The sequence below is a fragment of the Rhodoferax sp. genome (genome assembly GCF_018063565.1).
In the GTDB taxonomy this organism is placed as follows: domain Bacteria; phylum Pseudomonadota; class Gammaproteobacteria; order Burkholderiales; family Burkholderiaceae_C; genus Rhodoferax.
The window spans coordinates 1-23,066 of sequence record NZ_JAGPBB010000042.1 but is presented as its reverse complement, the minus strand read 5'-3'; the positions used below and the strand labels follow the sequence as shown (position 1 = coordinate 23,066).

Annotated in this window: 23 protein-coding genes; 13 read left to right on the top strand and 10 right to left on the bottom strand. The window is 62.2% G+C overall.

The genetic code is table 11. The features are described from left to right. Positions 1-9: 9 nt before the first annotated feature. Positions 10-1,491: an FAD-linked oxidase C-terminal domain-containing protein gene (locus tag KBF66_RS11200; protein ID WP_296656493.1), complete on the bottom strand. Its 1,482-nt coding sequence runs from the start codon at positions 1,489-1,491 to the stop codon at positions 10-12. A 212-nt stretch (positions 1,492-1,703) separates the two neighbouring features. On the opposite strand from KBF66_RS11200, the gene KBF66_RS11195 reads away from it, so the two are divergent. Both KBF66_RS11195 and KBF66_RS11190 read left to right on the top strand, forming a co-directional pair. Next, positions 1,704-2,288 carry a cysteine hydrolase gene (locus KBF66_RS11195; RefSeq protein WP_296656447.1) on the top strand — a complete coding sequence of 195 codons (585 nt, stop codon included), beginning with the start codon at positions 1,704-1,706 and terminating at the stop codon, positions 2,286-2,288. 33 nt (positions 2,289-2,321) lie between these two features. Next, entirely contained in the window at positions 2,322-4,061 is a 1,740-nt protein-coding gene (locus KBF66_RS11190) for an EAL domain-containing protein (RefSeq protein WP_296656444.1), read from the top strand. A gap of 46 nt (positions 4,062-4,107) precedes the next feature. On the opposite strand, the gene KBF66_RS11185 is transcribed toward KBF66_RS11190, so the two are convergent. Beyond that, positions 4,108-4,995: a LysR substrate-binding domain-containing protein gene (locus KBF66_RS11185; protein ID WP_296656441.1), complete on the bottom strand. Its 888-nt coding sequence runs from the start codon at positions 4,993-4,995 to the stop codon at positions 4,108-4,110. A 141-nt stretch (positions 4,996-5,136) separates the two neighbouring features. Between KBF66_RS11185 and KBF66_RS11180 the strand changes: the two genes are divergently transcribed. Continuing rightward, positions 5,137-6,450, top strand: coding sequence for an MFS transporter (locus tag KBF66_RS11180; protein ID WP_296656438.1), 1,314 nt, complete (start codon positions 5,137-5,139; stop codon positions 6,448-6,450). An 11-nt stretch (positions 6,451-6,461) separates the two neighbouring features. Here KBF66_RS11180 and KBF66_RS11175 read toward each other — a convergent pair whose 3' ends face one another. After that, the gene (locus KBF66_RS11175) at positions 6,462-7,952 is read right to left on the bottom strand and encodes a carboxypeptidase M32 (RefSeq protein WP_296656433.1); all 1,491 of its coding nucleotides are present in this window, start codon (positions 7,950-7,952) and stop codon (positions 6,462-6,464) included. Positions 7,953-8,074: 122 nt separating this feature from the next. Between KBF66_RS11175 and asd the strand changes: the two genes are divergently transcribed. The 3 genes from asd to KBF66_RS11160 are packed head-to-tail and all read left to right on the top strand — an operon-like array spanning position 8,075 to position 11,900. Continuing rightward, the gene (gene asd, locus KBF66_RS11170; protein WP_296656432.1) at positions 8,075-8,950 is read left to right on the top strand and encodes an archaetidylserine decarboxylase; all 876 of its coding nucleotides are present in this window, start codon (positions 8,075-8,077) and stop codon (positions 8,948-8,950) included. Between the two features lie 2 nt (positions 8,951-8,952). Next, the gene (locus KBF66_RS11165) at positions 8,953-11,010 is read left to right on the top strand and encodes a hypothetical protein (RefSeq protein ID WP_296656430.1); all 2,058 of its coding nucleotides are present in this window, start codon (positions 8,953-8,955) and stop codon (positions 11,008-11,010) included. Beyond that, entirely contained in the window at positions 11,007-11,900 is an 894-nt protein-coding gene (locus KBF66_RS11160; protein ID WP_296656429.1) for a VanZ family protein, read from the top strand. Before KBF66_RS11165 ends, KBF66_RS11160 begins: the two co-directional genes overlap by 4 nt. Positions 11,901-12,033: 133 nt before the next feature. Here KBF66_RS11160 and KBF66_RS11155 read toward each other — a convergent pair whose 3' ends face one another. From KBF66_RS11155 to KBF66_RS11140, 4 genes are all read right to left on the bottom strand, one after another. Further along, the gene (locus tag KBF66_RS11155) at positions 12,034-13,212 is read right to left on the bottom strand and encodes an ATP-binding protein (protein WP_296656426.1); all 1,179 of its coding nucleotides are present in this window, start codon (positions 13,210-13,212) and stop codon (positions 12,034-12,036) included. A gap of 153 nt (positions 13,213-13,365) precedes the next feature. Beyond that, on the bottom strand, positions 13,366-14,214 hold the full coding sequence (gene purU, locus KBF66_RS11150) for a formyltetrahydrofolate deformylase (RefSeq protein WP_296656425.1): 849 nt from the start codon (positions 14,212-14,214) through the stop codon (positions 13,366-13,368). A gap of 123 nt (positions 14,215-14,337) precedes the next feature. Next, positions 14,338-14,646, bottom strand: a complete 309-nt coding sequence (locus tag KBF66_RS11145) for a DUF3567 domain-containing protein (RefSeq protein ID WP_296656491.1) — start codon at positions 14,644-14,646, stop codon at positions 14,338-14,340. 73 nt (positions 14,647-14,719) lie between these two features. Next, positions 14,720-15,952, bottom strand: a complete 1,233-nt coding sequence (locus KBF66_RS11140; RefSeq protein WP_296656424.1) for a DUF3108 domain-containing protein — start codon at positions 15,950-15,952, stop codon at positions 14,720-14,722. Positions 15,953-15,983: 31 nt separating this feature from the next. On the opposite strand from KBF66_RS11140, the gene KBF66_RS11135 reads away from it, so the two are divergent. Further along, the gene (locus KBF66_RS11135) at positions 15,984-16,946 is read left to right on the top strand and encodes a fumarylacetoacetate hydrolase family protein (protein WP_296656421.1); all 963 of its coding nucleotides are present in this window, start codon (positions 15,984-15,986) and stop codon (positions 16,944-16,946) included. A gap of 19 nt (positions 16,947-16,965) precedes the next feature. Here KBF66_RS11135 and KBF66_RS11130 read toward each other — a convergent pair whose 3' ends face one another. Genes KBF66_RS11130 through KBF66_RS11120 form a run of 3 tightly spaced genes read right to left on the bottom strand, consistent with a single transcriptional unit; the run spans position 16,966 to position 19,231 of the window. Next, positions 16,966-17,571, bottom strand: coding sequence for a MarC family protein (locus KBF66_RS11130; RefSeq protein WP_296656418.1), 606 nt, complete (start codon positions 17,569-17,571; stop codon positions 16,966-16,968). After that, a complete protein-coding gene (locus KBF66_RS11125) occupies positions 17,568-17,981 on the bottom strand; it encodes a VOC family protein (RefSeq protein WP_296656415.1) in 414 nt (137 codons plus the stop codon). Before KBF66_RS11125 ends, KBF66_RS11130 begins: the two co-directional genes overlap by 4 nt. A gap of 29 nt (positions 17,982-18,010) precedes the next feature. Next, on the bottom strand, positions 18,011-19,231 hold the full coding sequence (locus KBF66_RS11120) for an MFS transporter (RefSeq protein WP_296656413.1): 1,221 nt from the start codon (positions 19,229-19,231) through the stop codon (positions 18,011-18,013). Between the two features lie 127 nt (positions 19,232-19,358). On the opposite strand from KBF66_RS11120, the gene KBF66_RS11115 reads away from it, so the two are divergent. The 6 genes from KBF66_RS11115 to KBF66_RS11090 form a co-directional block, all read left to right on the top strand. Further along, positions 19,359-19,721 carry a DUF2946 family protein gene (locus tag KBF66_RS11115; protein ID WP_296656410.1) on the top strand — a complete coding sequence of 121 codons (363 nt, stop codon included), beginning with the start codon at positions 19,359-19,361 and terminating at the stop codon, positions 19,719-19,721. A gap of 153 nt (positions 19,722-19,874) precedes the next feature. Then, positions 19,875-20,375 carry a copper chaperone PCu(A)C gene (locus KBF66_RS11110; RefSeq protein ID WP_296656408.1) on the top strand — a complete coding sequence of 167 codons (501 nt, stop codon included), beginning with the start codon at positions 19,875-19,877 and terminating at the stop codon, positions 20,373-20,375. A gap of 28 nt (positions 20,376-20,403) precedes the next feature. Beyond that, positions 20,404-20,856, top strand: coding sequence for a DUF2946 family protein (locus KBF66_RS11105; RefSeq protein ID WP_296656406.1), 453 nt, complete (start codon positions 20,404-20,406; stop codon positions 20,854-20,856). A gap of 76 nt (positions 20,857-20,932) precedes the next feature. Further along, entirely contained in the window at positions 20,933-21,433 is a 501-nt protein-coding gene (locus KBF66_RS11100) for a copper chaperone PCu(A)C (protein WP_296656404.1), read from the top strand. A 30-nt stretch (positions 21,434-21,463) separates the two neighbouring features. After that, positions 21,464-22,408 (top strand): MbnP family copper-binding protein, encoded by a 945-nt coding sequence (locus KBF66_RS11095; protein ID WP_296656402.1) that lies wholly within the window; start codon positions 21,464-21,466, stop codon positions 22,406-22,408. Then, positions 22,408-23,066, top strand: a 659-nt coding sequence (locus KBF66_RS11090) for a cytochrome-c peroxidase (RefSeq protein ID WP_296656400.1), incomplete at its 3' end; no start/stop codon positions are given. The genes KBF66_RS11095 and KBF66_RS11090, both read left to right, overlap by 1 nt.

Here is a 23,066-nt window from a genome sequence, read left to right as displayed (position 1 = left end):
AAGTAGCTCCTAAAAGCGTGGCAAATCGGGGTGCTTGAGCTGGCCACCTCGCACCAGCATCTTGCCGTACTCGGCGCAGCGGTGCAGTGTTGGGATGACCTTGCCGGGGTTGAGCAGGCCCAGCGGGTCAAAGGCGCGCTTGACGCCAAACATCTGCTCGTTCTCTTCGGGACTGAACTGCACGCACATGCTGTTGAGCTTTTCGATGCCCACGCCATGCTCACCGGTCACCGTGCCGCCCATGGCCACGCTGGTTTCCAGAATGTCGGCGCCAAACAACTCGGCCCGGTGCAACTGGTCAGCGTCGTTGGCGTCAAACAAAATCAGCGGGTGCAGATTGCCGTCGCCGGCGTGAAACACGTTGGCGCAGCGCAGCTTGTACTTTTTTTCCATCTCCGAAATCGAGAGCAACAAATCGGCCAAACGCTTGCGCGGAATGGTTGAATCCATGCACATATAGTCCGGGCTGATGCGCCCGCTGGCCGGGAACGCATTCTTGCGCCCACTCCAGAAGCGCAGGCGCTCGGCCTCGTCGCGGCTCACCGCAATGGCGGTGGCGCCGCACGCGCGCAGCACGTCGCTCATGCGGCCGATTTCTTCTTCGACCTCTTCGGGGGTGCCGTCGCTCTCGCACAGCAAAATCGCCTCGGCGTTCAGGTCGTAGCCGGCGTGCACAAAGTCTTCCACCGCAGCCGTCATGGGCTTGTCCATCATCTCCAGCCCTGCCGGGATGATGCCTGCGCCAATCACGCTGGCCACGGCGTCACCGGCCTTGCGCATGTCGTCAAAGCTGGCCATGATGCAGCGCGCCAGCATGGGTTTGGGGATCAGTTTGACCGTGACTTCGGTGGTGACCGCCAGCATGCCCTCGGAGCCGATCACCACCCCCAGCAGGTCAAAGCCTGGGGTGTCAAGCGCCTCCGAGCCCAGCGTGAGCGGCTCGCCATCCATGGTGAAGCCGCGCACCTTCACGATGTTGTGCATCGTCAGCCCGTACTTCAGGCAGTGCACACCGCCCGAGTTTTCGGCCACATTGCCGCCAATGGTGCAGGCGATCTGGCTGCTGGGGTCGGGCGCGTAATACAGACCATGCACCGCAGCGGCCTCGCTGATGGCCAGGTTGCGCACGCCACATTGCACCACCGCCGTGCGCGAGACCGGGTCAACCTTGAGAATTTTGTTGAACTTGGCCAGCGACAGCGTAACCCCCAGCGCGTGGGGCAAGGCACCACCCGACAGCCCGGTGCCGGCACCGCGCGCCACCACTGGCACCTTGAGTCTGTGGCAGGTGCGCAGCGCAGCCTGCACCTGAGCATTGGTTTCGGGCAAGGCAACAACCAGTGGACGCTGCCGGTAGGCGGTCAGACCGTCGCACTCGTAGGGTGTCGTGTCCTCGTTGTTCCACAACAAACAATGCATAGGCAAATGCTGGCCTAGCGCTTTTACCAATTCACTTTGCAGCTCTGATCTTGAGAGTGATTTGGTGGTCATATCTGGCAATGTGGCAAGCACGGTGGGTCCTTGGTCAATCGAAACTCAGGCCATAACTCTACGCTGGAGTCTGACCCATTGGGTTGAGTAAATTTTGAAGACCCTGTGAAATGGGGATATCCCCGACAAAGATAGTATGCTCACAGCTCGTTGGTTGCGAAATGTTTTTTGCAATGGATGTGATGCCCGATGACCCCAAAGAAGGAGCCGAAATGGACCTCAAAAAAACAGCCCTGATTCTGGTGGGTTACCAGAATGACTATTTTGCCCAGGATGGCATTTTGCGTAGTGTGGTCGAGGAGCCCGGTCGGGTCGACACCGTGCTGAACAACACCATGGCCTTGATCCGCAGACTGGCCCCGACTGCCGCCACCCTGGTGTCAACCCCGATCGTACTGACGCCAGACTACCGCGCACTGGCCAACCCCTCGGGTATTTTGCACAAGATCAAGGAGTCCGGGGCGTTTGCGGCGGGCAGCCCCGGCGCTGATACGGTGCCCGAGCTTTTGGCGTTTGGTGATCGCATCGACTATGTGCAGGGAAAAGTCGGCTTCAACGGGTTTTCGGGCACCAAGCTTGACGAGTTTCTCCGGGGCAAAGGGATTGAACACGTGCTCCTGGCCGGTATGGTGACCTCGCTGTGCATCGACTCTACCGGGCGCGCGGCTTACGAGCGGGGTTACAGCGTGACCTTGTTGTCCGACTGTACTTCCGCCAGAACACCGACCGAACAGGACTACTATTGCAGCCAGGTTTTCACGCTTTACGCGCAAGTGCTGGCCAGTACCGACATCTGATCGTTGTGAGGATGCAATGCGGCTGACTCTGCCATGGTGACAGCATCCCTGCTCAATGACCTTCAGGTCTCTGCGACCAATCGGTTGCTGGAAGCACTGGTGGAGAGTGAGAACCGGATGCGCCAGCGGCTGGACCTGCTGGCTGAAGTGGTGTTTGAGCTCGATGCGGCCGGGCACGTTGTCTTTCTGAACCGGGCCTGGGTCGCCATGATGGGTGAAGGCGCCCCCACCCTGATGGGGCAGGTCTTTCGGCTTCAGGTGCTACCCGACGATCGGCCGCTTTTTGATGCGGCGCTCAGCAGTGCGGCACGTACCGCCGAAGGTCGGCGCACAGTGCTGCGTTTTCAACGCGATGGTGGTTCCATGCTGTGGGCGGAGCTGACGGTGGTGCAAATCAATGGTGGCCATGTGTGTGCGTTACATGACATCACGGAGCAGCGCCGCGTGCAGGACCAGCTCGAATACATCGCCCGCTACGATGTGTTGACGCGCATGCCGAATCGTACTTTGTTGTCTGATCGGCTGCGCCAGTCGTTGGCCAGCTGCAAGCGGCATGGCAACGCACTGGCCGTGGCGTTTCTGGATCTGGATGGATTCAAGGCCATCAATGACAACCACGGCCACGACGCCGGCGATCAACTGCTCGCCGCATTGGCCGCCCGGATGAAACTGGCACTGCGTGATGGTGACACCATCGCCCGCATTGGGGGGGATGAGTTTGTGGCGGTACTGGTGGATCTGGATCAGCCCAGTCAGAGCGAGCCGATTCTGCACCGTTTGCTGGAGGCCGCGGCTGAGCCGGTGATGGTCGGTGGTCTGCCCCTCAGGGTGTCAGCCAGTATTGGCGTCACCATTTGCCCACAAGACAGCGCTGACGCTGACCAGCTGATTCGTCATGCTGACCAGGCCATGTACATCGCCAAACAGTTGGGTAAGAACAGGGTTCATTATTTTGATGTTGCCAGTGACTGGGCGGTGCGAGTTCATGGGGAAACTCGCGACCGCATCCAGCACGGGCTGCGCAACGGCGAGTTCGAGCTGTACTTTCAACCCAAGGTGAGCATTCGGAACCTGGCGGTTTTCGGCGTGGAAGCACTGCTTCGGTGGCACCACCCGGATCATGGTTTGCTGCTGCCGGGGACTTTTTTGCCTATGATCGAAAACGATGCACTCAGTGTCGACGTGGGTGAATGGGTGATTGCAACGGCCCTGGCCCAAATGGCTCAGTGGGAGTCCATGGGGGCGAGCCTTGAGGTGAGTGTGAATGTTGGTGCCTACCAATTGCAAAGTGAATTTTTTGCCCGACGTGTGGGCGAGCTGCTGGCGGTACACCCAACAAGCCGGCGTGGCAGACTGACCTTTGAGATCCTCGAAACCAGCGCGCTGGGAGACATCGACTATGTGTCGCGTGTCATCCAGGAATGCCAGTCGCGCGGCATCGCTTTTTCTTTGGACGATTTTGGTACCGGGTATTCGTCGCTGACCTATCTGAAGCACTTGCCCGCGGAGACGCTGAAGATCGATCGCAGTTTTGTGCGCGACATGCTCACGGATCGTGACGACCTGGCCATTGTCAAGGGTGTCATTGCGCTGGCACGTGCGTTTCGGCGAAAGGTCATAGCCGAAGGGGTTGAAACCCCCGAACATCTCAAGAAACTACGGCGACTTGGCTGTGACGCGGCGCAGGGCTTTGGCATTGCCCGGCCAATGCCGGCCGTTGAGTTGCCCGCTTGGATGGCTGCGCACCGGTTGGCCCATCCGGCGGGCTTATAGGCGCATCAATACCGCTTGGCAACCGTTCTTCGCTGCGCTGCGTTGCTCAGGCGACACTTTGTTTCAGCCAATCCGCAAAAGCGACGCACTCCCACCGCTCCATCATCCCGGTTCGCCAGCACAGGTAATGCGCGTGCGGGCTGGGGATGCTGGCGCAGAAACAGGCACTGCTGCCCAGGCGCACCAGCGCGCCAGACTCCAGCCAGGGCTGTGCCAGCTTGAGGCGCGTCAGGGCGATGCCCATGCCGGCGGCGGCGCAATCACACATCAGACCGATGTCGTTGAACTGCGAGCCCTCTACCGGTTCGGGCCAGTCCAGTGCGTTGGCGGCAAACCAGGTCCGCCAGGGCTCCAGCGGACTGCGCAGCAGCGGCTCGGACTCCAGGTCTTGCGGCAGCTCAAACGGCCCGTGTTCGCGGACAAAAGCGGGCGATGCCAGCGGCGTGACCTCGTCCTTGATCAGACAGGTGTGCTCCAGGTCAGCATATCGTCCCGTGCCAAAACGGATGATCAGGTCGGCATCTTCGGCCACCACATCCAGCAGCGGGATCGACACTTGCAGCGTGAGGTCGATCTCGGGATAGGTCTCGGTGAACTGGCGTAGCCTCGGGATCAGGATCGAGCGCGCAAAGGTCGGCGTCACGGCCAGGCGCAACTTGCGTTTGCCAGGCTGGCTGGCCGCGCCCGGAAAGCGTTGCAACATCGCCAGCCCTTCGCGCACATGCGCCAGGTAGGCTACGCCCTCGACGGTGAGAGAAAAGTCGGCGCGGCCAAACAGCTTGGTGCCAATGATCTGTTCGAGCTGCTTCACGCGGTGACTCACCGCGCTGGGCGTCACACACAACTCCTCTGCGGTTTGCGTGACACTGCGCAGGCGCGCCAGCGCCTCAAAAGTCAGCAGACACTGAATGGGAGGGATGCGGGCAGCAGACATGACGGCCATTGTTACATTGCATGGCGCTTTTGCAATACCCATCGTAGATCCATCGCACGCCAAAGTGACCATGACAGTTTGGCACCATCTCATTAGAATCACAGCCTTTTTCCCCAGTCGGGGAGCTACCCAAGAGGTTCCATGACGTCCCATGCCACAAGCGCCGGGCGCTCTTTTTTGACCCGACTCAGGCGCATGAAGCCCAAGTTGGCACCGCACGACCTGCTGCGAGATGCGTCGTACCGGCGCCTCTGGACCTCCATTCTGTTCAGCTCGCTGGGGGGTCAGATCACCATGCTGGCGCTACCGTTGACGGCGGCCGTGTTGCTGCAGGCCACGCCTTCGCAAATGGGCGTGCTCACCAGCATGGAACTGTTGCCATTTGTGCTGCTGTCGCTGCCGGCTGGCGTCTGGCTGGACCGGGTGCGCAAGCTGCCGGTGTATGTGGCGGGCGAAGGTCTGATTGCCCTGGTTCTGGCCAGCGTTCCGCTCGGCTGGTACTTTGGCTGGCTCTCGATGCCCTATATGTACGCGGTGTCATTCGGCATCGGCTGCGTGTTTGTCACCGCGGGCACCGCCGCGCAGATTGTGCTGACGCAAGTGGTGCCGCGTGAGCGGCTGGTGGAGGCGCACGCCAAGAATGCGCTGGCCTCCTCAGGTGCCGAAGTCGCTGGTCCGGGTGTGGCCGGGGCGCTGATCAAGCTCACCGGCGCGCCGTTTGCCTTGCTGGCGGACGCAGTCATGCTGATGCTCAGCGTGCTGATTTTGCGTGGCATCCGCGTCCAGGAATCGCTGGCGCCGAAAGCCGGAACACATTTTTGGCGTGATCTGCGAGAGGGTTTGCGTTTTGTTGCGCGCCAGCCGCTGCTGGTTTCGCTCTCCGTCTCGGTGGGATGCTGGCAACTGTTTCACCAGTGTGCGATGGTGGTGCAGATCCTGTTTGCCACCAGAGAGCTCGGTCTGACTGAGCACCAGGTTGGTCTTTGCTATGTGGGCCTGGGCGCGGGGACGGTCCTGGCCAGTATCTTTGGTCACCGCATTTCAGCGCGAATTGGCCCTGGTCCCAGCTTGGTCGCGGGTTTTGCCGCCACTGGTGCCGGCTGGCTGCAACTGGCGGTGGCGCCGCTGGGGGCTTGGGGAGTGGTGAGTTTTGTGTTGATGCTGATGTGCTTTGGCGTTGGTGCGGTGTTGATGTTCATCAACTTTCTGGCGCTGCGCCAGGCTGTCACGCCGGCACCATTGCTGGGTCGAATGACCAGCACGATGCGCTGGCTGATTTTGCTGCCTGCCGGGCCAGGCGCACTGCTGGGCGGGTATTTGGGCGAGCATCTGGGCTTGCGCTACGCCTTGGGTTTGGGCGGATTCGGTGCACTCTTGCTGGCGTTGTGGGCCTGGCGGCACCCGGGCATCTGGCATGTTCGTAGACTGCCACAGACGACAGACGAACACCAGTAGGGCATTTATTGCTACTGATTCAGGTAGCGTCGCTGCAAGTGCGCCTTGAAATGCGCCGGGTTCAGCGGCTCGCCGGTAGCGCGTTGCACCAGCTCGGCTGTGGGCCAGCGGCTGGCCTGGGTCCAGATATTGGCCTTGAGCCAGTCAAACACCGGCGACAGGTTGCCAGCGGCGATGCGTGCATCCAGGTCCGGCATCGAGTGGCGCATCGTGGCAAAGTACTGCGCCGCGTACATGGCACCCAGCGTGTAGCTGGGAAAGTAGCCAAACGCACCCCCGGTCCAGTGGATGTCTTGCAGGCAGCCGTTCTGGAAGTTGCCCTGCGTATCCAGCCCCAGGTACTGCGCCATTTTTTCGTCCCACAACGCCGGGATGTCTTCGGGCTCGATCTGGCCATTCATCAGGTCGCGTTCGATCTCGTAGCGCAGGATCACATGCGCCGGGTAGGTCAGCTCGTCGGCGTCCACCCGGATAAAGCCGGGTTGAACACGGGTGTACAGGCGCGCCAGGTTGTCAGGGGCAAAGGCGGGTTGATCGCCCAAATGCTTTTTGACCCGCGGCGCAATCAGCGCCAGAAACGCCGGACTGCGCCCAAGCTGCATCTCAAATGACAGGCTCTGGCTCTCATGGATGCCCATCGAGCGGGCGCGCCCGACTGGCAGCGCCAGCGTCTCGCGCGGCAGGTTCTGCTCGTAGCGGGCGTGGCCGGTTTCGTGCACGATGCCCATCAGGCTGCGCATGAAGTCGTCTTCGGTGTAGCGGGTGGTGATGCGCACGTCTTCGGGCACGCCGCCGCAAAACGGATGCGTCGAGACGTCGAGCCGGCCACCGTCAAAGTCAAAACCCAAAAGACCCATGATCTCCACCCCGAGCGCGCGTTGCTGCTCGGTGGCAAATGGCCCTTGCGCGGGCAGCACCGGCTCGCCCTGTTGTTTGGCCAGCACTTGCTGCACCAGATCCGGTAGCCAGGTCTTGACATCGCCAAAAATGCGGTCAATGTCAGCGCTGCGGGTGCCAGGCTCAAACATATCCATCAGCGCGTCGTAGGGGCTGACCCCCTGCGCTTGCGACAGGATCTGTGCCTGCTCACGCGCGAGCGCCACCACCTCGCGGAAATTGCCAAGAAAACCGGCCCAGTCATTTTGCTTGCGCTGGGTGCGCCAGGCGTGTTCGCAGCGCGAGCCGGCCAGCGCCTGGGCTTGCACCAGACGCTCGGGCAACAGGTTGGACACTTGCCAGTCGCGCCGCATCTCGCGCAGGTTGGCCAGGCTGGCCTGGTCCAGCGGCTCAAGTGCGGCGGCTTGAAGTTGTTCGGCCAGGTTCGGGTGGGTGATGGTTTGGTGCAGCAGTACCTGCAGTTCAGCCAGGGCGGCCCCGCGTGCCTCGTTGCCCTTGGGCGGCATCATGGCCGCCTGGTCCCATCCGGCAACAGCGCCCAGATGGCCCAGACGGTACAGGCGGGTGAAAGTGTTGGTCAGGGCGGTATAGGCGGGATGGTTCATGAACAGAAGTTGGATGGCGCTGCGGTTTTCAGACGTCGCATTCTGGCACCAGTCGTGAGGGCTTGTGTGAGCAATAGCCCTGACCGATAGAATGGCTTTTCACTTTTTCTCTCAGTCCACCCATGTTTGAACGTCTGGCCGTGTTGTTGCAATACCTGCTGCCCAAGCAGGCGATTTCTGAATTGGCGGGTTGGGTGGCAGACTGGCGCGGTGGACCTGTCACCACGGCGCTGATTGGCTGGTTTGTCCGGCGTTACCGGGTCAACATGGCCGAGGCCGCACAGCCCGACGTCGCCGCCTATCCGACCTTCAACGAGTTCTTTACCCGTGCACTCAAGGCGGGTGCGCGGCCCCTGGCGAATGCTGCGCTGATTTGCCCGGTGGATGGGGCCATCAGCCAGTTCGGCCGCATCGACGGCGGGAGGATCTTCCAGGCCAAGGGGCACAACTACAGCAGTGTGGCCTTGGTGGGGGGAGATGCTGATCTGGCCGGCCAGTTTGACGGTGGCTACTTTGCCACGCTGTACCTGAGCCCCCGGGACTACCACCGCATTCACATGCCGTGTGATGGCATTTTGCGCCGCATGATTCATGTACCCGGTGCCCTGTTTTCGGTCAACCCGGCCACAGCGCGTGGTGTACCGGGTCTGTTTGCGCGCAACGAGCGGGTGGTGTGTGTTTTCGAGAGTGCACAAGGGCCTTTTGTCCTGGTGCTGGTCGGGGCGACGGTGGTGGGCAGTATGGCCACCGTCTGGCATGGGGTCGTGAACGCGACACGCCAGGCCAAGATCAAGGACTGGCGCTATCACGACGGCAACAAACTCATCAAGCAAGGTGAGGAGATGGGCCGCTTTTTGCTTGGATCAACGGTGGTGATGCTGTTTCCCAAGAGCCTGATGGAATTTAACCCGGCCTGGCAGCCCGCTGCCCCCGTGCGTCTGGGTGAGGTCATGGCCAATACCAACAAAGTGGCGGCAAGAGCCCGAACCGGTCTATAAGCATGCGCCGGGTTTGGGCCACTGTATGCCTTGGGTGCGGGCTGGTCTTTGGCATTGCGCAGGGCGAGCCGATCCAGTCGATACAGTCACCGGCGTCCGGGCCGCTGTCGACACTGCTTGAATTGACCGGTCTGTCCCCCACCCAAACAGCGCCCGACCCGCAACGACTGGCCATGTCGTCAACCCGAGCGCATCAACTGCCTTTGTACCGCAGTGTGATGGATCAGCCTTTGAATGCGCCGTACCGCGCAGGTGTGCTGGCCGACACCTGTCGCGAGCTGCATGCGTCGCCCCATGCCACACTTGATTTTGTCGGCGCGTTGGCGGGACTGGAGGTGTCGCGCAGCGCAGAATCTGCATGGCTCTCCATCGACAGGCGTTTGCGCCACAGCGCTGACCCGCTGGCTGCCAGTCTGGCTTGGCTGCAGCCGCCGGCCGGATCTGAGCTGAATGTGGCAGCTGAGCTGCCAGACGCCAGGCAACTGCCAGCGCCACTGCGCTTTGAACTGGCGGTGATGCTGTCGGCCATGGGCCAATCCCATCAGTTTCTGCAACGCGTCCTGGAAAGGCTGCCTGCGACGCTGACACCCGCGCTGCTGCAGCGCCAGGCGCTCGACGGCAATTTGCAGCTCTTGGAAGAGCCGGACTACCGTTTGCTGCTGCCGATGATTGACCGCGAAGCCCTGCTGGCTGGCATGCAGGATCTGGTCGCCGCAACCGAGCGGCTGCAAAAATTTGTCAGCACTGAACCGCATTTGCCTGTCGTCCGCTGGACCCTGGACACCCCCATGGGCCAGATCGTGATCGATACCACGGGTGAGGCCCGCCATTACCAGCTCAAGGACCCGTTGCTGGTACTTGACGTGGGTGGTGACGATCACTACGAGTTCCTGCCGCGCAGTGCCTCGCAGCGCATCAGCGTTTTGCTGGACCACCTTGGCAACGACCACTACAGCACCAGCAGTCCCGGCGCGGACCCGTCGAGTGCCACGCTGGGGTATGGCATTTTGTGGGACACCCAGGGCAGCGACACCTACCAAGGCGGCCAGCATGCGCAGGCTTCGGCACTTTTTGGTGCAGCACTGCTGGTGGATGGTGGCGGCGACAACCACTTCACGGCCAGCAGCCACGCGCAGGCGCACGCCATTGGTGGTCTGGCAGTCTTGCTGAGCAGCCCCGGTAGCGACCGTTTTAGCGCCCAAACCCACGCCCAGGCGTCGGCTGGCCCGCTGGGAGTGGCACTGCTGCTTGACCCGACCGGCAACGATCACTACACGCTGGATAACACACCACTCATCCGTCCGTCGCCGCAGTTGCCAGATCACAACACCTCCATGGGGCAGGGCGCCGGGCGGGGCTTTCGGGCCGATGCAACGGACGGTCGTTCGACCGCGGGTGGCCTGGGTGTGCTGGTGGATCTGGCGGGAGACGACCACTACCGTGCCCAGGTCTTTACACAGGGCACCGGTTATCAGCAGGGGCTGGGAATTCTGGTGGACGATGGCGGCAACAACCGGTTCGAAGCCGCCTGGTACGCCATGGGTGCGGCAGCGCACCAGGGTGCCGGTGTGCTGCTCAAGCGTGGTGGCGGGAATGACCAGTACCTGGCAAGTCATTCCACCTCGATCGGTGCGGCCCACGATTTTTCGGTGGGGGTTTTTCTGGACGAAGGTGGTGATGACCAGTACACACTGGGTGACCTGGGCCTGGGTGCGGCGCATGACAACAGCACCGCCCTGTTTGTGGACGGCACGGGTGACGACCACTACCATCTCAGCGCCAGCGCCTGCCGCGCCTTGGGCGCGGCGTATCTGACCGAGTGGGGCAGCCTGCGTGAAAGTTGGTTGAGTCTTGGGCTGTTCATGGACCTGGGTGGGGCCGACCAATACCCCGCCCAATGTGAACGTGCCCGCAATCAGTCCGCCTGGGCCAGTCCGCGTGCCTGGCCCAGGCTCAAATTGCCCAGCGAGGCCGGTGCTGGCTGGGACGGCACAGCGGTGTTGCCGATGGCTATCCGAACACTGACGCCGGTGCGACCGCCGCCCGGTCAAACACCATGACCAATTCATTGCATCCATCCTCTGAAACATGGCTGTCCTGGCGCTGGGCGCTGGCGACGCTGGTCTATTACGTGACCGTTTGCCTGGCGCATCTGCAGTTCTCACTCTGGCTGGTGCGCGGGCGCGACACGTTCATGGGACGCATGGCGTTTGCCGAGTTGGTGCCTTATGTGGCCGTTGTCGGGGGCGTGGGCTTGTTGGGCTGGATCGCCTGGCAGCTGCGCCGCAGCGAGCGCCCAGTGCTGACGACCGGCATGTGGCTGCTGTGGCTGGCCAGTGCCGTCATGATCGACCAGTACCTGACTTTTTCCACCAACGAATATGCCCATTACCCGCAATACGCCCTGCTGGCCTGGCTGGTGGCACGGACGCTGGATGCGCAGCGCCGCCGCTGGGTGGTGGGTCAGGTGCTGTTTTGGACCACGCTGATGGGCATGGGCGACGAACTGCTGCAGTACCTGTGGATCACCACCAGCTACAGCGACTACCTTGATTTCAACGACTTCCTGACCAATCTGGTGGCTGCGGCGGCGGGCATGTTGCTCTATTACGGCGCCACCCCGTTGCCCACGATCCGGCCGACGCGTGGCCAACCCGTGCTGGCCTGGTCGGTGACGGGTGCCCTGTGCCTGGCCATTGTGCTGGCCATGCAAAGTGGTGTGCTGGCCGTCACCCCCGCCGACAAGGTGCCACCCGGCGGCATTCAAACCGCAGCCGATGGCAGCCGACGCCTGTACTTGCAGCGCGGCCCGGACTTTTACGGCGGCAAACAAAAAGGGCCGCGCCATGGTGAATACCACGTTCTGGCGCCGCTGCCTGGGTTGGCGATCATGCTGGTGCTGGGTGCTGTGTTTGCGGGTTATGGACGGTTTCGCAAGGATCAATCCTGAAGCCAGCGGCCCCGTAAGGCGGCAGAGTCCGGATGCGCGCCTCGACCCAGCGCAAGCCCGGCAGGCGGCCCACCCAGGCAGGCGCCTCAAGGCTTGCAATCAGGTGATGGGTTTGGGCGCGGACATGGGTGGCTTATTGTGATGGATCGGACGGCAAGCCCAGTTGCTGGCAGAGCGTGATCAAGGGCATGGCCAGGATGTCGTGTCCCAAGGGGTAGGTCTCGGTGCCGGGGTAAATCACCAGCTTGCGTGCCGGATTCAGGTCGTCGCAGGCGGCGTGAAAGCCGCGCTCGACCTTGGGGGTCAGGCTGCGTTTGACCTCGATGGCCCAGAGCGCACCGCCGGGCCACTGCAGCAACAGGTCCACCTCGGCACCACCACTGCTGCGGTAAAACCAGCCCTGCACACCAGGGGGTGCACAGCTGAGCAGGTTCTCGATCACAAAGCCCTCCCAACTGGCGCCCAGCACCATGTGCGACAACAGGGTTTCCTTGGTTTCAATGTCCAGCAGGGCGTGTACCAGACCGCTGTCGCGCACATACACCTTGGGGGACTTGACCAGCCGTTTGCCCACATTCGCATGCCAGGGCGGCAGGCGACGCACCAGCAGCAGGGCGCACAGCAGGTCGATGTAGCTTTGTGCGGTTTTTGCATCCACGCCAATGTTGCGCGCCAGTTGGGCCACATTGAGCATGCCGCTCTGGTGGTGCGCCAGCATGGTCCAGAAGCGGCGCAAGGTGTCGGCTGCAATGCGCGGGCCAAACTGCGGGATGTCACGCTCCAGGTAGGCGCGAATGAAGTTGTGCCGCCAGCGCAGGCTGCGCGCGTCGCTGGGGGCGGTCAGGCTTTCAGGAAAGCCGCCGCGCAGCCACAAGGCATCCAGATGGTCTGCACCGGTTTCCAGCAGATGGAGCGGGCTGAGCTCCAGGTAGGCGATGCGCCCGGCCAGGGTTTCGCCCGACTGCTGGAGCAAATCCAGCGAGGCCGAACCCAGCAACAGGTAAAGTCCCGTGCGCTTGCCGTTGCGGCGAGCCTGGTCGATCAGCCCGCGCAGCACCGGAAACAGGTGTGGCGCGCGGTGCACCTCGTCCAGAACGACCAGCTTGTCCAGGTGGTCGGCCAGATACAGCTCAGGCTGAGCCAGCTTGGCGCGGTCGCGCTCGGACTCCAGGTCGAGATAAATGCTGGCGATGGTCTTTGACGCCTCCAGCGCCAGCGTGGTTTTGCCGGATTGGCGTGGGCCCAGCAGGGCAACGGCGGGGGTGTGCTGCAGTTCGTCGGTGAGCAGTGGTAACGAGTGTCGTTGAAACATCCTTGCAATTATGGAGTTTCATTCCATGATTTGCAAGGATAAATCTGTCGGAGTCCGCCTGGTCAGCCCAGCCAGGTGGCCACCCCCGGCTCGCTGGGTCAGCGCCAGCCCAAGACGCGACCGTTATAAGCTGACTGGTGGAACACGCCGCTCTTACCTGAAGATCACCGTCTTGTGCCCGTTGAGCAGCACCCGGTGCTCGCTGTGCCACTTGACGGCACGCGCCAGCACCTGGCTCTCGGTGTCGCGGCCCAGGGCGGTGAGGTCTTCCACCGTTTTGCTGTGGTCCACCCGCGCCACATCCTGCTCGATGATCGGGCCTTCGTCGAGGTCGGCGGTCACGTAATGGGCGGTGGCGCCAATCAGTTTCACGCCGCGGTCGTGCGCCTGGTAATACGGCTTGGCCCCCTTGAAGCTGGGCAAAAACGAGTGGTGGATGTTGATGGCGCGCCCGGCCAGCGCGCGGCACAGGTCGTTTGAGAGGATTTGCATGTAGCGCGCCAGCACCACCAGTTCGGCCGCTTCGCTCTGGACGATCTCCAGCTGGCGCGCCTCTACCTGCGCCTTGGTGGCGGCGTTGACCGGCAAATGGTGAAACGGCACGTTGTAGCTGGCGGCCAGCTGATAAAACTCGCGGTGGTTACTGATGATGGCGCGAATATCCAGCGGCAGCAGGCCGCTTTTCCAGCGAAACAGCAGGTCGTTGAGGCAGTGGCCCTCCTTGCTGACCAGAATGACGGTGCGCATCGGCTGGGCTTGTGCATGCAGTTGCCACTGCATCTCAAAAGGCGTGGCAAAACTGCCAAGCTGGGTTTTGAGCGCGTCAAAACTGTGCGCACCGCAGGCAAACTGCACCCGCATAAAAAACAGGCCGGTGCTGGTGTCGTTGTACTGAGCGGCTTCTTCAATGTTGCCGCTACGTTCGAGCAAAAAACCCGAAACCGCGTGCACCAGACCCAGACGGTCAGGACAGGACAGGGTCAGCGTGTAGACAGGATTCATAGGGCAGCTATTGTCGCTCCAGCCCGGGAGCTCATATCAATGCCGGATTCGCACCAAAATAACAGCTAAAACAATAGCAATAATCCCTTGATGGCTATGCGCTAGAGCCCGATTTGATGCAAATTAATGGATGCGCACCGGGTTTTGTGCCAGCTGCGCGTATTCGCCCAGCTTGTCTTCGACTTCTTCCTGGGTGGGGGTTTTTTCCTGCCAGGCCGAGATCTGCTGTTGAAACAGCTCAGCCCAGGAGCCGTCAAGGTACACCTCTTTGTTGGCGCGCTTGTCCACAATCTCGAAGCCATGGCGTGCCAGGCGTGGCACGATCAGCACCTGCTCGCCTTCTTTCAGTTCGTCAGCGGGCACGTCAGCGGCGACTGCATTGGCCAGCATGTGCGTGACGCAGTATGTTTCAGAGTCGTAGAGGGTGTGCATCGGCAAATTATCCATGAATCACAAGTCCCCTGCAGCTGGCTGCGGATACCAGGTTTTCAAGGGGTGAACGGGGTCACGGCGGGTTGGTCAGCGCAGCGCTGGCCAGCCACTGCTGGTCGACCGAATCGCCATTGGTGTCGGTGATGCGGATGCGGGCGGGCAGATAGCCCAGCTGGGGTGCCAGCCAGACTTCAACCTTCTGGTCATAGGGTTTGCGCGGGTTGCGCACCAGCTTGATGGCCTGAACTGAACCGCCAGGCAGTGCCAAAGTCTCGCTTTCCTCAAAGGTGAATAGCCACACATCGGCTTCCCGTGGCCCTACGGTCTGCAGTGTCACCAGGGTGCCGGGGGTAAAGCGGCCGGGTTCACCGGCCACCAGTGCACCCAGTTGCAGCAGCACACTCAATCGGTCCTGTGCACCGGTGAGCAGGGGGGCGTCGGGGGTGTTGGCGCTGAAGCTGACTTTGCCCTGCGGGTAATTGAAGTGCGCGGCCACCTCGTTGCGGTATTTGTCAGCAAAACGCTCGGGCACCAGCCCCTCAGTGGTGATCTGCCCCTGACTGGTTTGCGAGCGGCTCAGGCCAAAGGCGCTGTACCCCAGCCGCGCTTCATAGTGGTCACCCAGGTTTTGCCAAAGCAACTCGCCTTTGAGAGTGATCGGCAACTTGTTGCTGCGCACCTCGTAGTTCAACCGCGTTGAGCCGGTCAGGCTGGCAACCTTGAAGCGCGCAGCCTGGTTGCGCGGGTGGCGCAGCCGCAAGGCCTCAGCAGACGGGGCGGCCAGGGCCATCACCTCGGGTGCGGCCACTTCGGGTGCGGACGCGGGTGGGTCGGCGGGCATGGCCGCCGCGGACTCGACGCTGGACTCGGCGTCAGGCGGTGGTGATGCGCCGGGCGAAACGGCGGTCTCGGCGGTGTCGCCCGGGTCGCCCGGGTCGCCCACGGCATCGGCAAGTGCCACCGTGGCGGTCTCTGCGCCGGTGGCGCCGGGGCCGGGCGCGTGTGGCGCGCCGTTTTGGTCGCCGGTCAGGCCAGGCGGTGAGGGTGCTTCCTGCGGCGCTGGCGTTGCGGGTCGGGTAGCGGCTGTGCGCCGTTGCGGTGCCGCCAGCGTGGGCATCACAGGCTCGGGTTGCGGCAGCGGTGTGATGCTGCGGGTGACAAAACGCATGGCGGCGTCGCTGCGCGGGCTGGCCGGATTCAACCCCAGCGGCATGGACTGCAGCAGCCCCAGATGCGCCAACAGCACCATCAGGCCCAGCAGCAGCGGGGCCGGGCGGCGCCATGTCGGGCGATTGGAGGTGTCCACTAGAATTTGTTTTCCCTGACTAGGTCTGACCATGAAACTTGCAAGTTTGAACGACGGTTCCCGCGATGGCCAGTTGGTGGTGGTGTCGCGCGACCTTTGCACGGCGCATTATGCGACCGGTATTGCCGACCATCTGCAGCAGGTGCTGGACGACTGGAACTTCATGTCGCCCCAGCTGCAGGACCTGTACGACACCCTCAATTTCGGCAAGGCGCGCCACGCCTTCCCGCTGGATCCGCGGATGTGCATGGCGCCACTGCCGCGAGCACACCTGCTGGCCTTGGGCAATGCCTATGCCGACCAGTCCGGCACCGCTGGGGCCGGTCACCCATGGGTCTTGGGGTTTTCCGATGAACTGGCCGGACCCAGCGCCGAGCTGCGCGCCGGTGTTGCCACGGATTTGCCCGACTTTGAGGCCAGCTGGGCGCTGATCACAGGTGATGTGCCTGAAAGGGCTGCGCCGCAACAGGCGCTGGAGGCGGTGCGACTGTTGATGCTGGTCAGCCATACCCGCTTGCGTGTTGCGCTGCCTGATACCGATGCCGCGTGGCGCAGTCTGGCTGCAACGCCGCAGTCCGCCTTCAGCCCGGTGGCGGTGACACCCGATGAACTGGTGTTTGGCGGTGAAAGCGCCTGGCGGCATGGGCGGCTGCATCTGACCCTGCAATGCAGCATCAACGGGCGCAAACTCGGTTTGCTCGACGCTGGGTCTGACCTGCGGCAACACGCCGGTGAACTGATCGCTGCGCTGGCTGCGCGCCGGCGTTTGCGTGCTGGCGCCATTGTCTGCATGGGCGAGGTGCGTCAGGCCGACAGCAGTTGCGGCCAGGCCAGTGTGGCGGCGCGCCGCGCGCTGGAGTTGGCGCAAGACGGTCAGGCCAAAACGCCCTGGCTCGCGGCAGGTGACAGCGTCAACGTCGAGATGAAAGGGCGTGATGGCCTGTCGGTGTTTGGTGCCATCGCCCAAAGTGTGACGCTCGGGCTGCCCCGCTGACGGCGCTGCAGGTGGCGTGTCAGACCCCGGCAAGCTGTTTGACAAAGGTCTTGATGCCGCGCAGCATCATCTCGATCGACAATGCCACCAGAACCAGACCCATCAGCCGCTCCAGCGCCACCACAAAGCGGTCACCGGCCACGCGTTGAATGCGCTCGGCCAGCACCAGCACCACGGCGCTGACCGTCATCGTCACACACAAGGCGGCAATCCACTCCAGCCGTTTTTCAGGCGCTTGCGACACCAGAAGCAACACCGTGGCCAGCGCCGACGGGCCGGCAATGGCCGGTATGGCCAGGGGCACGATCAAGGGCTCGGTCATTGACTCGGGCGTCTCAGGTCCTTTGGGTGGCGGAAAAATCATGCGCAAGGCGATCAGGAACAGGATCACGCCACCACCAATCTGCAAGGACAGCTCGCTCAGGTTCATCAGTCGCAAGAAACTCTCGCCAATGAACATGAAGGTCAACAGCAGCAAAAAGGCAATCAACACCTCGCGCAGGATCACCCGGGCGCGGCGTTGTGGGGCCACATGCTGCAGCGCGTTGGCAAAAATCGGGATGTTGCCGATCGGGTCGGTGATCAGGATCAGCAGGATGGTGGCCGAGACAAAGGTGTAGTTCATGTGGCGTACACACCCTCTGCCGAGGCAAATCCTTTGACCTCGATCGGGTTGCCGAACGGGTCACAGAAAAACATGGTCCACTGCTCACCAGGTTGACCGGCAAAACGCAGTTGCGGCTCCAGGATGAATTGGACCTTGGCCCCGGTCAGCCGCTCCGCCAGTTCCAACCACTTTTGCGTCGTCAGGATGACACCAAAATGGGGCATCGGTACCCGATGGTCGCCAACCCGCCCGGTGGCGGCGGTCTTGAAGGGCTCCCCCAGATGCATCGACAACTGGTGGCCAAAGAAATCAAAATCCACCCAGGTGTCGGTGCTGCGGCCTTCGCGGCAGCCCAGCACGCCGCCATAAAAGGCGCGTGTCTGGTCCAGGTCGGTGACATTGAAGGCGAAGTGAAATAGGCTGTTCATGGCGCAAAGAATAGCATCAGTGACCCGGCTCAGGCGGGCCTGGGGCCAGCACCATACAACTTGAGCTGGCCGGCCAGCACCCAGGTGATCAGGCTGACCACACAGCCCAGCAGCGCCGCCACCCAGTAGTGTTGCACCAGGTTGTGGGCGTCGCGACTGATGATCTGTCCACCGACATACGCTGCTGCCCCCATGGCTGCGGACTGGCAAGACGAGTTCAGTGCCATGAAACTGCCGCGCTGCTGCGGGTTGGCGCAGGCGCTGATGATGGCCATGCCGGGGATCATGCGGCCACTCATGCTGATGAAGAACGCGGTGGACACCCCCAGCACGGCCCACACCGGCAGTCCTTGCGTCAACGTGGTGGCCAGCATGGCGGGCATGACAGCCAGTGCCATCCAGCGAAACACCCGCACCTTGCCCAGCCGGTCTGCCATGGCACCCACCAGGCGCGCGGTGACCAATGTGGCCACACCGCCAAACAGATAGACCAGCGGCACCCGCTCGGCCGGCCAGCCCACATTGGCTTGCAGGTAGATGGTGATGAACGGGATCACCGTAAAACCGGCAAACATGAGCAGACTGGAAAACAGCAGGGCCAGCCGATGGTGCGGGTCGGCCAGCACCCGCCCGATGGCACCCAGGGCGCTTTGCGGTTGACCGGTGTGCAAATGCTGATCGAGCGTGGGCAGCGTTGCATAAGCGCCAGCCACCAGCAAGGCCACCATGGCTGCAATGGCCAGAAACGGTGCCTGCCAGCTGAAATGGGCGGCCAGGTACAAGCCCATCGGCACCCCCGCCACGGTAGACACCGAGAACGAGGTCATCACAATGCCCATGGCACGACCCCGCCGTGCAAACGGAATCACATCGGCCACGATGGTCTGCGCCAGCGCGGACAACACGCCGCCAAACAGGCCGGCCAGCACGCGCGCGGCCATCAGCGTGTCATAGCTGCTGGCCAGCCCGCAGGCCAGCGTGGCCAAGCCGAACAGGATGTAGAGCATCAGCAGCAGTTTTTTGCGGTCAAAACGGTCCAGGTAGGTGGTGGCCAGCAACCCCGAGGCACCTGCCGCCAGCGTGTAGGCCGACACCAGCAAGCCAAAACTGGCGTCCGAGATGCCAAACAGCTGCGTGAACTGCGGCCCCAAGGGCATCATGATCATGAAATCAAGAATATTGGTGAACTGGATGCCGGCCAGCGTCAGCAACAGCCACAGCTCGCGTTTGGGGGAAAGTTCGTGTGTCAAGAGAAGCCAGCGTGAGGATAAGACAGGGGTCAAGGGTACTGGAAATCATGCCCGCGTGTTGGCACAGACACACAGCTGCATCCAACGGTGGCCTGCTTTGCGATTTGTCAATGCATAATCGCGCCCCATGTCCGTCTTCCAAACCCTGCGCACCTCACCCTGGCTGGCCAAAGTGGCCCTGCTGTGGTTTGCGCTGACGCTTGGGGTTGCGGTGGCGTCGCCGATGGTCAACCCGCAGCAGGAGTTGATGATCTGTAGCGCCGCAGGCATGCTGAAGGTCACACTCAATGCGGACGGATCTCTCAGCAGCACGCCCGCGGCGGATACGTATTGCCCCTTGTGTGTGGTGGGTGGCGCGCCGCCCGTGTTTCACAGATTGGCATTGAATCTTGCCCAGCCTTTGGGCCATGCGCTGCAACCTGTTGTTGCGGCGCACATTGCTGCACGTACTGCAGCACCACCGCCTTCGCGCGCGCCACCAACCCTTTGAAGCAAAAACAGTAGCTGCAAACGCATACTGGGTATGCGCTAGCGCCAGTTTCTTGTCTGTTTTTATCGCCTTGAGGGTGCTTCGGGCGATCCCCTGTTTGTCTTGTCAACCCATCCTGCACGTTGTGCTGTTTATTCAAGAAAAGGATATCCCATGAAACTTAAATCATTGATGACTGCTACCGCATTGGCGGTATTTGCCTTAGTGGCCTCGGCCCAAGTGGAGGTCAAGAACGCCTGGGCGCGTGCCACGGTCAAGGGGCAGATGGCCACCGGTGTCTTCATGCTGGTGACGGCCAAAGACGGTGCGCGGCTGGTCGGAGGTTCATCGCCAGTGGCCGGTGTCACCCAGGTGCATGAAATGAAAATGGACGGCGGCGTCATGAAGATGGCCGAAGTCAAGGGCGGTCTGGAGCTGCCCGCCGGCAAGACGGTTGAACTCAAGCCGGGCGGCTACCACGTCATGCTGATGGACCTGAAAGAGCCGCTGCCCAAGGACACGACGGTGCCGTTGACGCTGGTGTTCAAAGACGCGAAAGGCGTTGAAAGCAAGCAGGAACTCCAAGTACCGGTGGCCATGGCTGCACCGGGTGGCAAGGCAGCACCCGCCATGGACCATGCGATGCATGGCGCCAAACCAGCGGCCAGCCACTGAGCATCTGGGCGCGTAGCACGGGCGCACCATGCACCGCAGCAGGCCAAGCTTCAGACAGATTCAGCCGCAGCGCCCGTGGGCGTTGTGGCTGGCCTTGTTGTTGGCCTTGTTTGCAGCGTTGGCACCCACGGTTTCCCACGCGCTGAACTGGAGCCGGGGCGACACGGCTGCCTGGGTTGAGGTGTGTACCAGCACCGGGCCGCGCTGGATGGCGCTGGCTCCGTCACCAGACCGCGCCGGCGATACCGATTTTTCAGCGCTGGCTGCAGCGTCGTCTGATGCGCCGGACTCGGCGCAAATTCTTGAACACTGTCCGTTCTGCCTGTTGCTGGCAGAGCGCGCCGCACCGCCACCCAGCGCCTGGCCGGCCGACTTTGTGGCCTCTGGCCATGCCCTCGCGCCAGCGCCTGCGCCCCAGCAGTTTTTACCCACTTTCATCGCACCGGCACCGCCATCACGCGCTCCTCCGCACGCTATCTGACTCAAACTTCATAGTGCCTCCTGCAGTCCCTATATGGGCTGGAGGCGTATTTTGATGTCAATCAGGAGTTTTGTGGATGAGTTCTGCTGTCTGCCGGTCTGGCTGGCTGGTGCGGTGCGTGCTTTTGGCCTGCGTCATGGTCGTGCCCCTGGCCGGGCTGGCCCATGGCGTGCGCTCGGGCGACCTGCTGCTGGATCACCCATATGCCTTGCCCAGCCTGCCCAATGAGCCCCACGGCAAGGCGTACCTGCGTGGCATCCAGAACAAGGGCCGCAGCGCCGACCAGCTACTCGGCGCCAGCACCCCGGTGGCGGCGCAGGTGAAGCTGCATCGACTGGCGCCCGATGCGCGGGGTTTTCGCGGCATGCAGGTCAATGCGATCGAACTGCCGGCGCAATCCACCACCTTGCTGCGCCACACCGGCGACTACCAGTTGTCGCTGATTGACCTGAAGCAGCCATTGAAAGATGGCGATCGCTTTGACCTGACCCTGATTTTTGAGCGCGCAGGGACCCAGACCGTGCGAGTCTGGGTGCAAACCCCGCGCGCTGTTCCCGTTGGCGAACATCGCCATTGAACCTTCATCCTTAACCTATTGAGCTTTCCAATGAAAAAAACTTCCTTCTACACCCTGGCTGCCACCAGCCTGATCGCAACTGCCGTGCTCACCGCTTGCGGCGGTGGTGGTGACGATGGCCCCTTGCCCGACAAGGCCGTGTCCATCAGTTTTGCTGCGCTCAACGGCAGCACACCCGTCAAATGCGGCAGTCAACTCACCGGGATGGGCACCACTGCGTTGGCTGCTGATGTGAAAGACCTGCGCTTTTATCTCACCAACGTGTCACTGGTCAACGACAAGGGTGTGGCGGTGCCGGTCAAGCTCGACGCCAACAAGTGGCAACTCACACAGGGTAGCGAAACCGTGTCCCTGATTGACCTGGAAGACGCCACTGGCACCTGCGCCACCGCCAACAACACGGCAGACACCAATGCCGTCATCACCGGCACGGTACCCGGCGGCACCTATGTCGGCCTGAAAGCCACCGTGGGAGTGCCAGAGAACATGAACCACAGCACTGCCACCGGGGGCGTTGCACCACTGGACAGCACCGCCTTGTTGTGGTCGTGGCAGACCGGGCGCAAGTTCACCAAGATCGAGCTCAACCCGGTGGGTGGACTGGCCAAGCCCGACGGCAGCAGCATTGCCACCTACAACCTGCATCTGGGTTCCACCGGCTGTACCCCCAAACTTGATGCAGCGGGTGTTGCCATTCCGAACACCGGCGTCTGCACCAACAAAAACATGATGGACTTCAGCCTGGCCGCGTTCGATGCCAGCACGCAAAGAGTGGCGCTGGACCTGGGCCAGCTGTTCAAGACCAGTGATCTGACCAAAGAGCTGGGCGGCGCGCCAGGTTGCATGTCGGGCGCGACCGACCCCGAGTGCCCGGTCATCTTCACCGAGCTGCAGATCAGCTATGGCAGTGGTTCGACCGGTTTGCCGATCAACGGTGGTGCCGCACAGAAGATCTTCAAGGCGGTGGCCAAGTAATGTCTGAGCCACACCGCTGGTGGATGACGCTGACGGTCGGCAGCGCCCTGCTCGGGGCGCTGGCACTGGGCCTGGGTCTGAGCGCCTGTGGCGGCGGGGCGTCTTCCGAGGCTCCTGCCACAAGCAGCGCAACGACCTGGACCTGGGCCTTGCCCGCCGGCTTTCCGACGCCTGCGGTGCCGGCTGACAACCCCATGTCCGCAGCCAAGGTGGACCTGGGGCGATTCTTGTTTTACGACAAGCGTTTGTCTGGCAATGGCAAGCAGGCGTGCGCTGGTTGTCATTTCCAGGACAAGGCGTTTACCGATGGTTTGGCCGTGTCGCGTGGCTCCACCGGTGAATTCACCGCGCGCAACGCCCAGCCGCTGGGCAATGTCGCCTACAACCCGACCATCACCTGGGCCAATCCCTCACTGGTGGTGCTGGAGCGCCAGATGGAAGTGCCGCTGTTTGGTGAAAACCCGATCGAAATGGGCATCAACGAGAGCAACCGTTTTGCCGTCCTGCAACGCTTTGCCGGCGACGCGCTGTACGCGCCGAAGTTTGCCGCAGCCTTTCCGGGTGATGCCAAGCCGGTCAACTGGGCCAACATCATCAGCGCCATCGCCAGCTTTCAGCGCTCACTGATCAGCGGCAACAGCAAATTTGATCAGGTGCA